An 11974-nucleotide genomic window follows, 5' to 3' on the forward strand; every position below is an offset into this window, starting at 1 on the left:
CTCAGCCCCCGGTCATCGGCGGGAAGAAGGCAACCTCGCGCGCGCCGGCCAAGGGCGCGTCCAGATCGCTCAGTTCCTGATCGATGGCGACGCGGACGGCGGACAGGTCGGAAAGTGCGAGCGCATGCCATTCGTCCATCGCGGCCAGCTGGGCGACCAGTTCGCGCACGGTTGCGGCCTGGGTCTCGATCCGTTCACGGGGCTGGCCGATGCGTTCGCGCAGCCAGGCGAAATACAAGACGTCAACGGCCATGGTGATCGCTCAGGTAGGGGCGGGCCTTGTCGAAATAGTCCCAGCCGGTGATCGCGGTCAGCAGCGCCGCGATCCAGATCAGCGCCAGCCCCAATTGCGTCGCCAGATCCGACCAGCTGTCGGACCAGGGCAGGCTGGTTTCACCGACCAGAGGCGGATGGCCGACCTCGTAATAATTCAGGCCGGTGCCCAGAAACAGCACGGCGATGGCGACCATCTGGGCGGTAGTTTTCCACTTGGCCAGCTTGGTCACCTTCAAGAGCTTGGCGTCGCTGCCCAGATATTCGCGCAAGCCCGCGACAAAAACCTCGCGGAACAGGATGATGGTCGAGGGCAGGATCAGCCAGGGGTTCATCCCCGAATAGCCGGTGATGACCACGACGGCGATGATGACCATGGCCTTGTCGGCGATCGGGTCCATGGCGGCGCCGAATCGGCTTTCCTGTCCCCAGAGCCGCGCGAGATAGCCGTCGAACCAGTCGGTGATGGCGGCGACCAGAAACAGCACCAGCGCCGCGAAATCCGCGAATGGCCGGCTAAGGAACAGAAACATCAGCGGCACAAGCGGCGCAGCTGCAAGGCGCAGCACAGTCAGGATGTTGGGCAAGGTCCAGCGCATGGCCGCAACTTATGCATTTGCGCGCCCGGGGGGAAGGGGGCGCATTCAGCCGCCGCGCCCTGTCCGAATGTGCTTGTCACGGGCGGGGGGCTGCGTTAAGTGGCGATTTGCTATGTGATAACATAACATATTTGAGTTGTTAACCGCCGGTACCGGCAAGCAGAAAGGACAAGGGACATGGAAAAGCGGATGGGACAGGGGCCTGGACTGGGGCTCGGACTGCGGTTCGGACCGGGGCTGATGGCACTGGCGCTGGGAACGGCGCTGCAGATCACGCCGGCCATGGCGCAGGCGGAGAGCGCCGCCACGGCCAAGGACAGCGCGCATGGCCACGATCACGCCCATGATCACGCCCATGACGCCAAGCCAGCTGAGGAAAAGACCGTCTATAAAGGCTATTTCGAGGACAGCCAGATCCAGGACCGCACGCTGGCCGATTGGCAGGGCGACTGGCAATCCGTCTATCCCTATCTGACCGATGGCACGCTGGACCCGGTCATGGCCCACAAGGCCGAAAAGGGCGACAAGACCGCGCAGGAATACCGCGACTATTACGATATCGGCTATCGCACCGATGTGAACCGCATCGTCATCAAGGGCGAGCAGGTCAGCTTCCACCGGGGCGAGGCCGTGGTTTCGGGCGAATATGCCAATGACGGCCACGAGACGCTGACCTACAAGAAGGGCAATCGCGGCGTGCGCTATATCTTCAAGAAAGTCTCGGGCGATGCCGGCGCGCCGCAATTCATCCAGTTCAGCGACCATGCCATTGCACCCGTCAAAGCAGGGCATTACCATCTTTATTGGGGTGAGGACCGCGCCGCCCTGCTTAACGAGATTACCAACTGGCCGACATATTACCCGGCTGGGCTGGATGGGTCGCAGATCGTCGCTGAAATGCTGGCGCATTGATTGCTGCGTGTTGACTGCGGTGTCGTGATCCGGCCTGCTGAGTGGCTTGTGGTGGGGCCGCCATAGACCGGATGAAGGACGAGGGGTGGCGAAAGCCACCCCTCAGCCGTTCTGGCGCTGCCCTCAGGCTTTCTGGAAATGGTCGACGATCTTTTGCGCCAGCTGCTCGCTGATGCCGTCCACGGCCATCAGATCGGCCAGCCCGGCGCGGCTGACCGCCTTGGCGCTGCCGAAATGCGCCAGAAGCGCGCGTTTGCGCGCCGCGCCGACGCCCGCGATCTCGTCCAGAGGGTTCGCCATCACCGATTTGGCGCGCTTGGCGCGGTGGGTGCCGATGGCCCAGCGATGCGCCTCGTCGCGCAGGCGCTGGACGAAATACAGCACCGGGTCGTTCATGCGCAGGGCAAAGGGGCGCCGGCCGGGGCGGTGGAATTCCTCTTTGCCGTGGTCGCGGTCCTGACCCTTGGCGACGCCGATCATCGGGATGTCCTCGACCCCCATCTCGACCATGATCTCATGCACCGCGCTGACCTGTCCGGCGCCGCCGTCGATCAGCAGCAGGTCGGGCCAGATATCGGTCTGGCGGTCCGGGTCGTCCTTCAGCAGGCGCGAAAAGCGGCGGGTCAGCACCTCTTTCATCATGCCGAAATCGTCGCCCGGGGTGATCTCGGTGCCCTTGATGTTGAACTTGCGATACTGGCTTTTGATCCAGCCCTCGGGGCCGGCGACGACCATGCCGCCGACCGCATTCGTGCCCTGAATGTGGCTGTTGTCATAGATCTCGATGCGCTGCGGCGCCTCGGGCAGGTCGAACGCCTCGGCCAGAGCTTCCAGCAGCCGGGCCTGTGCGGCGCTTTCCGACATGCGCCGGGCCAGGCTCTCGCGGGCATTGCGCAGGGCGTTTTCCACGAGTTCCGCCTTTTCGCCGCGCTGGGGCACGCCCAGCGTGACCTTGCGCCCGGCTTTCTCGGAGAGCGCCTCGGTCATCAGGTCGGGATCCTCGATCCCGTGCGACAGCAGGATCATGCGCGGCGGCACCTTGCCGTCATAGAACTGCACCAGAAAGGCCTGCATCACCTCATCGGCGGATTCGACGCCGTTCAGTTTCGGATAAAAGTCGCGGTTTCCCCAGCTTTGATTGCCGCGAATGAAAAAGACCTGCACACAGGCTTGCCCGCCCTCGAGATGCAGGGCGACCACGTCCGCCTCGGGGACGCCGCGCGGGTTGATGGCCTGCACCGATTGCACGGCGGTCAGCGCCTTGATGCGGTCCCGCAGCGCGGCGGCGCGCTCATATTCCATCGCCTCGCTGGCCGCTGACATTTCACGCGCAAGCTGCACCTGAATGGCGGTGGACTTGCCGCGCAGGAACAGTTCGGCATCCGCAACCAGCGCCTTGTAATCCTCAAGCCCGATGCGGCCGACGCAGGGGGCAGAGCAACGCTTGATCTGGTAAAGCAGGCAGGGCCGGCTGCGGCCGCTGAAGGTGGCATCCGTGCAGGACCGCAGCAGGAACACCCGCTGAAGGTGGTTCAGCGTCCGGTTCACCGCCCCGGCGCTGGCAAAGGGGCCGTAATAGTCGCCCTTTTCCGATTTCGCGCCGCGATGCTTCTTGATCTGGGCAAAGGGGTGAGATTTCGCGACCAGAATGTTCGGAAAGCTTTTATCGTCGCGCAAAAGCACGTTGTAGCGCGGCTTCAGCTGCTTGATGAGGTTCTGCTCCAAGAGCAGCGCCTCGGTCTCGGTGCGCGTGGTCAGAAACATCATCGAGCATGTCTCGCGGATCATCCGCGCGATCCGCGCCGAATGACCGCTGCCCCGCGCATAGTTCGAGACCCGCGCCTTGAGGTTGCGCGCCTTGCCGACGTAAAGCACCGCACCCTGAGCATCCAGCATCCGATAGACTCCCGGCGAGCCGTCGAGCGTCTTCAGATAGTCCTGAATCAGCGCCTGCCCGGTCTTGGCGGCCGGCGTTCCGGTGGGCGTTTCTGCGGGCTTTTCGGTGGGGGAATCGGTCATCTTGTTAACCAGGTGATTCTTTGCTGCGTCTGCAAAATTGAACCGTGGGGTTCAAGAAGAATCCTGTCCACGGAATCTGTGGATAAGTCTGTGGGTGTCCTTGGGGGAAGAGGGTATTCGCCAAGGCATTGTTGGGGATTCAAGGGTTTGCCTAAAAAATAGACAGTTTTGCAAGGTGTTGATATCAAACATATGTTTTTGTCCTTGGTGCAATGCTCTGAAATCCTTGCCAGAATCGTGAAGGTTTCGTGAATGCCATCCGAAAGGTGGACAACTTGTCGCGTCTGGCGCGAAATCCGGGTCTATTCTACCCCCAGAACGTCGGGGGTACGCCATCCCAGATGCTGGCCGCCATCCACGCAGATCAGCTGTCCGGTCACGGAATCGGCGTTCAGAAAGTATCCCAGAGCCGCCTGAATGTCTGCGGGACCTGCGCCCCGCTCAAGGATCGTGGCGGCGCGCTGGCGGGCGAAATGGTCGTCCGACTGGCGGCTGCCCTGCAGGGTCGGGCCGGGGCCGATGGCATTGACGCGGATATCTGGGGCCAGCGCCTGCGCCGAGGTCTGGGTCAGCCACCACAGCCCCGCCTTGGCCAGCGAATAGGTCATGAATTCGGGCGTGGGTTTCAGCACCCGCTGGTCGATCATGTTGACGACCAGCGCCTGCGCGCGTGGCTCGGCCCCGCTGCGGTCGGCCTTGGGCGCCTGCCGGGCAAAGGCCTGCGTCAGCACGAAGGGCGCCCGCAGGTTCGAGCCCATATGCCGGTCCCAGCTTTCCCGCGTGGCGCTGTCCAGATTGTCGTATTCAAAGATCGAGGCATTGTTGACCAGGACCGTCAGCGGCCCCAGCGCCTCATGGACGCGGCTCACCAGCGTTTCGGTCTGGTCAAGGTCCAGCAGGTCGGCCGCGAAAATCTCGGCCCGGACGCCATGGGCGCGGGCCTCGGTGGCGGTTGCCTCGGCCTCGGCGGCCGAGCTGTTGTAATGGATCGCCACGTCATGGCCGCGCCGCGCCAGATACAGCGCCATGGCCCGGCCCAGCCTGCGCGCCCCGGCTGTCACCAGCGCCGTCACAGCATCGACCCCACGTAAAGCCCATAGGCGGCCAGAAAGCCCGCCCCGGCCAGCCGGCCCAGCGGCCAGCGCAGGAACAGGAAGGGCGCCGGCAGCAGCGCGGTCGCCAGCATGATCCACAGATCGCGGTTCATCATCTGCTCGGGCACCGGCAGGGTGCCGATCAGCGCGGTGACGCCCAGAATCGACAGGATGTTGAAGATGTTCGAGCCGATGACATTCCCCAGCGCCAGATCGGCCCGCCCGCGCAGGGCGGCGATGACCGAGGTCGCCAGTTCCGGCAACGAGGTCCCGACCGCGACCAGCGTCAGGCCGATCACCGCCTCGCTGATCCCCAGCAGGCGGGCGATGTCGGTGGCGCCAGTGACCAGCACCTGACCGCCCACCGGCAGCGCCACCAGACCGATGCCCAGCCAGAGCAGGATCCTGCGCCAAGGGGCGAGCTCGGCCCCGCCGCCCAGTTCGGCCCCGATGCTGTCGCCGCTGGCGGGCGTCAGTGCGGCATCACGGCGCGCCGTGGTGATCTGGCGCCAGACCACCAGCACCAGAGCGCCCAGCATGATCAGGCCCTGCGGCCAGTGGATCGGCCCCAGATGCGCGAACAGGATGACCAGCAGCGTCGCTGCAACCATCAGCGCCCAGCTTTCGCGCAGGTCGGCCTGATCGGTGCGGATGCCCGCGATCAGCGCCGGCAGGCCCAGCACGATCAGCACATTGGCGATATTCGAGCCGATGACATTTCCCAGCGCGATATCGGGCGAGCCGTTCAGCACCGCCGCGACCGAGACGATCATCTCGGGCGCCGAGGTGCCAAAGGCTACGACCGTCAGCCCGACGATCAGCGGCGGCAGGCCCAGCCGCAGCGACAGGGCGGTGGCGCCCCGCACCAGATATTCGCCGCCGATGACCAGGGCGATCAGACCGGCCAGCACAAGGGCGATATCGACGATCATTTATGCGGCAATCCAAGGATGCGGGCGATGACGCGGCGCACGCCCGGCCCGGCGGCCAGGGCCAGCGCGACAATGACAAGCAGGAAGATGAGAACGAGCTTGATCATCCGCGTCCGGCCCCGAAACGTGCAAAGGCCGCGCGTTCCTCGACGCTGTCGATCACCGCATCGGCGGAAATCCCAAAGCGGCGCAGCAGCGGCACGCGCTGGCCATAGGTCAGGAAACGCACGTCCTTGCCGTAAAGCTCGCGCATCTTGGGGACCAGATGGGCGATGCCATCGGCCAGACCCAGCTCGACCGCATCGCGGCCGGTCCAGATCTCGCCGGTGAAGAGGTCGCGATCGCTGGGCAGACGGTTGCCGCGCCGGGCGATGACCTGATCCTTGAAGGCCTGATGGATCGGGACCAGAAGGCGTTCCAGCCGCGCGACATCCTCGGGGGTTTCGGGGCGGAACGGGTCCAGCATGGATTTTGAGCGCCCGGCGGTATGCACGCGCCGTTCGATCCCGTGGCGCTGGATCAGCTCGGTAAAGCCGAAGCCGGCCGCGATCACCCCGATCGAGCCCAGGACCGAACTGTCATCGGCCCAGATGTAATCGGCGGCGCTGGCCAGCCAATAGCCGCCCGAGGCCGCCACATCCTCGACAAAGGCATGGACGGGGACGTCATGTTCTTGCGACAGGCGGCGGATGCGGGCGCCGATCAGGCTGGATTGCACCGGCGAGCCGCCGGGCGAATTGATCGCCAGCGCCACGGCCAGAGGTTTCTTGCGCTTGAAGGCGCGTTCCAGCAGCGGGGCCAGAGCGGCATCCGACAGCCCGGCGCCGCGCCCGGTCGCGCCGATGGTGCCTTGCAGGCGCAGGACGGCCACGCTGGCCGTGCGGGTCAGGAATGGGATTTTCATGCCCAAGCAGATAGGCGCGCCGGGGCCATCCGGCAAGCGGTCATCCGCGTTCTTTCAGGAAAGCCATGACTTCGGCCCGGTCGGGCATGGCGTCGCCCGCCCCCTTGCGGGTGACCTGAATGGCGGCGGCGGCCGAGGCGTGGCGCAAAGCGGTCTGTGGGTCCTCATTGCGCGACAGCCCGGCGGCGAACCAGCCGGCAAAGCAGTCGCCGGCGCCGGTCGTATCGACCGCCTGCACCTTGAAGGCCGGCTGGTGCCAGACCTGACCCGAGCGCAGATCGCGATATTCCGCCCCCTCGGCTCCGCGCGTGATCAGCATGCCCTCGACCGGCAGATCCTCGCCAAAGGCGGCGAAGGTGTCGCGGGCCTCGACCTCGTTGACGGCAAGGATGGTCACATGCGGCAGCACGGCGCGCAGCGGCTCAATCTCGAAGGGGGCGGCAGAATAGATCACCCGGGCACCTGCGGCATGGGCGCGGGCGGCCGCCTCGGCCTGCAGGTTGGTTTCGTTCTGCAGCATCAGGATGTCGCCGGGGCCGATGCCGGCAAGGTCGCGCTCCAGCAGGGTCGGGGGCAGGGCATGGTTCGCGCCGCCATGCAGGATGATCGAATTCTCGCCGCCCCCATCGACCAGAATGATGGCATGGCCCGTCGCAACCCCTTCAAGCCGCGCGATCGCGCCGGTCCCGGCCCCCGCCGCTGCAAGCTTGTCCAGAACCCAGCCATCGCCCGCGCCCATCGCGCCCAGATGCTGGACTTGGGCACCGGCGCGGGCGGCGGCCACCGACTGGTTCGCGCCCTTGCCGCCCAGCCCCAGCGCATAGCCCTGCGAGCTGATCGTCTCGCCGGCGCGCGGCAGGGCGGTCAGACGATAGACATGGTCGATATTGATCGAGCCGAGATTATAGATCGTCATGCGCCGCCCCCCATTGCTGGCGCAATGTGACCGGGAATCCGGGGCTTTGTCCATATGCCGGGGCAGAAACGAAAAACGCGCCCGCTGAGGGGCGCGTTTCGATTTTCAGGCCGCCCGGATCACTCGGGCTTGCGCGGATGCTTGACCGACCACCACAGCTTCTTGTTGGTCAGGTAAAGCAGCGCCGCCAGCACGATCAGGAAGATCACCGAGGCGAAGCCGACCTGCTTGCGGTCCATCATCTTCGGCTCGGCCGTCCACATCAGGAAGGCGGCGACGTCCTTGGCCATCTGGTCGACCGTGGCCGGGGTGCCGTCCTCATAGGTGACCTGATCGTCGGTCAGCGGCTGCGGCATCTGGATCCAGTTACCGGCAAAGGCCGCGTTGTGATAGAAGGTGCTGCCCGCCTCCTCCTTGGTCTCGCCGTCATAGCCGGTCAGGATGGCGTGGATATATTCCGGGCCACCCGTGCCGTTGAACAGCTGCGACACACCCGTGCCATAAGGCCCGTGGAAGGCGGCGCGCGCCTTGGCCATCAGCGACAGGTCCGGACCCATGCCCTCGCCCGAGACGGTCGGGAAATGGTCGGTGGGAACGCGCGGACGGTCCTCGCCGCTTTCGGCATCGGTGATGTCGAATTGCGCGGCATAGGCGCGGACCTGATCCTCGGGCAGCTCGGGGCCACCGGCATCGCCCAGCGTGCGCAGCGGGACATAGCGCAGGCCGTGGCAGCCGGCGCAGACCTCGGTATAGACCTGCAGGCCGCGCTGAAGCTGGAACTGGTCATAGGTGCCGAACGGGCCTTCGAAGCTGAAGGCGACGTCCTCGATATGCGCGGCCTCGTGGCTGGCAGCGGCTTCACCTTCGGCGGCGTGTCCTTCCGCCGCGGGCTCGGCAGCGGCATGCGCCGCGTCTTCGCCTTCCGCCGCCGGTTCTGCAGCAGCCTCGGCCGGAGCCTCGGCAGCCGGTTCCGCCGCGGCTTCTGCGGCGGGTGCTTCTTCGGCAGCAGGGGCCTCGGCAGGTGCGGCCTCAGCCGCCGGCGCTTCGGCCGGAGCCTCGGCCTCAGCCGCAGGAGCGGCCTCGGCCGGCGCTTCCGCCGCCGGCTCGGCTGCGGGTTCTGCTGCGGGTTCTGCGGCCGGTTCTGCGGCAGGCTGTTCCGCCGCAGGTTCAGCAGGTGCTTCCGCTGCCGGGGCAGCCTCAGTCGCGGCCTCGGCAGCGGCTGCGGGTGCAGCCTCGGCCGGAGCCTCGGTCACCGCCTCGGCGACCGGTGCCGCCTCGGCCGCCGGAGCGGGCGAAGCGTTGTTTTGATAGCTCGAACCGGCAGGCGCGGTGGTCGCGGTGCTGGCGTCCTGCGCGATCGCGCCCCCTGCCAAAGCAACCGTCAGGGCCGCAATAGCCGTGAGCGATGCGTTTCTCATGGTCATTGTTGCCTCTCCTTACTCGGCAGGATGGGTTTCGGGCCCGTAATGGGCATTGAAGTCTTCCTCGATCGTCTGTGGCATGGGCGCCGGCTTTTCGATGATGCCCAACAGCGGCATGATGATCAGGAAATAGGCGAACCAATAGGCCGCCCCGGCCAGCGCGATATAGGGGTAGATCCCCTCGGTCGGCATGGCGCCCACCCAGGTCAGCACGACGAAGTCGACCGCAAGGATCCAGAACCACCACTTGAACAGCGGACGATACTGGCCCGAACGGATGCGCGAGGTGTCCAGCCACGGCACCAGCGCCATGACGATGATCGCGCCGAACATGGCGACCACGCCGAAGAACTTGGCGTCAACGATGCCGAAGGTCAGCCATTCGACCAGCATCACCACCCAGACATCGGCGGTGAAGGCACGCAGGATCGCGTAGAAGGGCAGGAAATACCACTCCGGCACGATATGCGCGGGCGTCGCAAGCGGGTTCGCCTCGATATAGTTGTCGGGGTGGCCCAGATAGTTCGGCATGAAGCCGACGACGGCAAAGAACACCACCAGGATCACGGCCAGCGCGAACAGGTCCTTGATCACGAAATAGGGCCAGAAGGGCAGGGTGTCCTTTTCGGCCTCTTCCTTCGACGTGCGGCGCACCTCGATGCCGGTGGGGTTGTTGTTGCCGGTGGTGTGGAAGGCCCAGATATGGACGATCACCAGCGCCGCGATGACGAAGGGCAGCAGGTAATGCAGCGAGAAGAAGCGGTTCAGCGTCGGGTTGTCGACGGCCGGGCCGCCCAGCAACCAGGTCTGGATCGATTCGCCGATGCCCGGGATCGCGCCGAACAGGCCCGTGATCACGGTGGCGCCCCAGAAGGACATCTGGCCCCAGGGCAGAACATAGCCCATGAAGGCCGTGCCCATCATGCACAGATAGATCAGCATGCCGACGATCCAGGTCACTTCGCGCGGGGCCTTGTAGCTGCCGTAGTAGAGACCGCGGAAGATGTGGATATAGACGGCAAAGAAGAACAGCGAGGCGCCGTTCGCATGCAGGTAACGCAGCATGTAGCCGCCATTCACGTTGCGCATGATATGTTCGACCGAGGCAAAGGCCAGGTCGACATGCGGCGTGTAATGCATGACCAGCACGATGCCGGTGACGATCTGCAGCGCAAGGCAGAATGCAAGGACGATGCCCCAGATCCACCACCAGTTCAGGTTCTTGGGGGTGGGGATCATCAGGGTGTCATAGACCAGGCTGACGACGGGCAGGCGGCGGTGCAGCCAGCGCTCGATCGCCGTCTTGGGCTCGTAATGGTCGTGGGGAATTCCGGCCATCTGTGCCTCCTCAGCCCAGCTTGATGGTGGTTTCGTTGACGAATTCGGCAACGGGGACATGCAGGTTCTGCGGCGCCGGCCCTTTGCGGATGCGGCCCGAAGTGTCGTAATGCGAGCCGTGGCAGGGGCAGAACCAGCCACCGAAATCGCCGGCGCCGTCGCCGATCGGCACGCAGCCCAGATGGGTGCAGACGCCGATCATCACCAGCCATTCGCCGGCCTCGTCCAGCGTCCGGTTCTGGTCGCTGGCGTCCTCGCCGGGCTTGTTGGCGTTTTCGGCGCCCTTGTCGATCAGGTCGTGCAGCGGCACTTCACGGCCCTTGGTGATCTCGTCCTCGGTGCGGCGGCGGATGAACACGGGCTTGCCCAGCCATTTCACCGTCAGCTGGGTGCCGGTCTCGACGCCGCTGACATCGACCTGGATCGAGGCGAGCGCCTGCACATCGGCCGAGGGGTTCATCTGGTTGACAAGGGTCCAGGCCGCAGCTCCGGCCGCGACCGTGCCGGCACCGGCCGTCGCGAAATAGAGGAAATCTCTCCGGGTGCCGTGGTCGCCTGCGTGTTCGTCTGCGTGGGACACGGGTTTGCTCTCCATTCTTGCCCCTTCGCGGGGCGATACGACCGAACGGGCCGTGACAAAGCACAGCCCTCGCCTAGGCGGTTCTAGCGATCAAATTCCTGTCAGTCCAGAAGGCCAGACCAGGGGATGTGCCGCAAATCGACGCAGGTGTGGGATTTTGGCTGTCCGCATGCGGTCGAAAACCTGCGGTTGCGTCACAGCAAGCCTTCGCTGCGGAAGCTCAGCTCGCGGGATTTGCCGATGATCAGGTGGTCATGGACCGTGATTCCCATGACCTCGCCCGCAGCGACGATGCGCGCGGTCATCGAGATATCGGCCTGCGAGGGGGTCGGATCGCCCGAGGGGTGATTGTGGACCAGGATCAGGGCGCTGGCGGTCAGTTCCAGCGCGCGGCGCATGATCTCGCGCGGATAGACCGGGACGTGATCGACGGTGCCGCGGGCCTGTTCCTCATCGGCGATCAGCACGTTCTTGCGGTCCAGATAGAGGACGCGGAACTGCTCGATCTCGCGATGGGCCATGGCGGTGTGGCAATAGTCCAGCAGCGCGTCCCAGCTGGTCAGGACCGGGCGATGCATGACGCGCGAGCGCGCCAGCCGCTGTGCCGCTGCCTCGACGATCTTGAATTCCTGCACCACGGCAGGGCCGACGCCCGACACCTCGGCCAGCCGGGCGGGGGGCGCCGAGACCACGCGGTTGAAATCGCCGAAATGGTCCAGCAGCCGCCGGGCAAGGGGTTTGACGTCCTGACGTGGAATGGCACGAAACAGCACCAGTTCCAGCAACTCGTAATCGGGCAGGGCGTCCGCCCCGCCCTGCATGAAACGGTCGCGCAGCCGCGCGCGGTGATCGGCCAGATAGCTGGGCGGTTTTTCACCGCGCCCGGACCGGACGGTTCCCGCCGTCAGGGGGGTATCATCCTCTGCCGGGGCAGGGAAGAACAGCGGCAAGGGCGCTTCGTGAAAGGCGTGATTCGATCCCATGCC

12 protein-coding genes are annotated in these 11974 nt (G+C 65.4%); 1 reads left to right on the top strand and 11 read right to left on the bottom strand.

Going from position 1 to position 11974, the window contains the following annotated elements:
* Nucleotide 1: 1 nt before the first annotated feature.
* Entirely contained in the window at nt 2–253 is a 252-nt protein-coding gene (gene moaD, locus DFP89_RS13125) for a molybdopterin converting factor subunit 1 (RefSeq protein WP_114349850.1), read from the bottom strand.
* Entirely contained in the window at nt 243–872 is a 630-nt protein-coding gene (pgsA, locus tag DFP89_RS13130) for a CDP-diacylglycerol--glycerol-3-phosphate 3-phosphatidyltransferase (RefSeq protein WP_114349851.1), read from the bottom strand. Before pgsA ends, moaD begins: the two co-directional genes overlap by 11 nt.
* Before the next feature lie 282 nt (nt 873–1154).
* Here pgsA and DFP89_RS13135 point away from each other — a divergent pair, with 282 nt between their 5' ends.
* Nucleotides 1155–1784, top strand: a complete 630-nt coding sequence (locus DFP89_RS13135; protein WP_245948735.1) for a metal-binding protein ZinT — start codon at nt 1155–1157, stop codon at nt 1782–1784.
* Nucleotides 1785–1907: 123 nt separating this feature from the next.
* On the opposite strand, the gene uvrC is transcribed toward DFP89_RS13135, so the two are convergent.
* The 9 genes from uvrC to radC form a co-directional block, all read right to left on the bottom strand.
* A complete protein-coding gene (uvrC, locus tag DFP89_RS13140; protein ID WP_114349852.1) occupies nt 1908–3803 on the bottom strand; it encodes an excinuclease ABC subunit UvrC in 1896 nt (631 codons plus the stop codon).
* A gap of 302 nt (nt 3804–4105) precedes the next feature.
* Entirely contained in the window at nt 4106–4876 is a 771-nt protein-coding gene (locus DFP89_RS13145; RefSeq protein WP_114349853.1) for an SDR family oxidoreductase, read from the bottom strand.
* Nucleotides 4873–5829, bottom strand: coding sequence for a calcium/sodium antiporter (locus tag DFP89_RS13150; RefSeq protein WP_114349854.1), 957 nt, complete (start codon nt 5827–5829; stop codon nt 4873–4875). The genes DFP89_RS13145 and DFP89_RS13150 overlap by 4 nt, the downstream gene beginning before the upstream one ends.
* Nucleotides 5830–5932: 103 nt before the next feature.
* Entirely contained in the window at nt 5933–6733 is an 801-nt protein-coding gene (locus tag DFP89_RS13155) for a S49 family peptidase (protein ID WP_114349907.1), read from the bottom strand.
* 40 nt (nt 6734–6773) lie between these two features.
* Nucleotides 6774–7649, bottom strand: a complete 876-nt coding sequence (locus DFP89_RS13160; protein ID WP_114349855.1) for a ribokinase — start codon at nt 7647–7649, stop codon at nt 6774–6776.
* 119 nt (nt 7650–7768) lie between these two features.
* On the bottom strand, nt 7769–9073 hold the full coding sequence (locus DFP89_RS21035; RefSeq protein WP_114349856.1) for a cytochrome c1: 1305 nt from the start codon (nt 9071–9073) through the stop codon (nt 7769–7771).
* Nucleotides 9074–9085: 12 nt separating this feature from the next.
* Nucleotides 9086–10408, bottom strand: a complete 1323-nt coding sequence (gene petB, locus DFP89_RS13170) for a cytochrome b (protein WP_114349857.1) — start codon at nt 10406–10408, stop codon at nt 9086–9088.
* A gap of 10 nt (nt 10409–10418) precedes the next feature.
* A complete protein-coding gene (petA, locus tag DFP89_RS13175) occupies nt 10419–10988 on the bottom strand; it encodes a ubiquinol-cytochrome c reductase iron-sulfur subunit (protein WP_181870338.1) in 570 nt (189 codons plus the stop codon).
* A gap of 194 nt (nt 10989–11182) precedes the next feature.
* On the bottom strand, nt 11183–11971 hold the full coding sequence (gene radC / locus DFP89_RS13180; protein WP_114349859.1) for a RadC family protein: 789 nt from the start codon (nt 11969–11971) through the stop codon (nt 11183–11185).
* Nucleotides 11972–11974 lie beyond the last annotated feature (3 nt).

The sequence above is a fragment of the Paracoccus lutimaris genome (assembly GCF_003337565.1).
GTDB lineage: Bacteria > Pseudomonadota > Alphaproteobacteria > Rhodobacterales > Rhodobacteraceae > Paracoccus > Paracoccus lutimaris.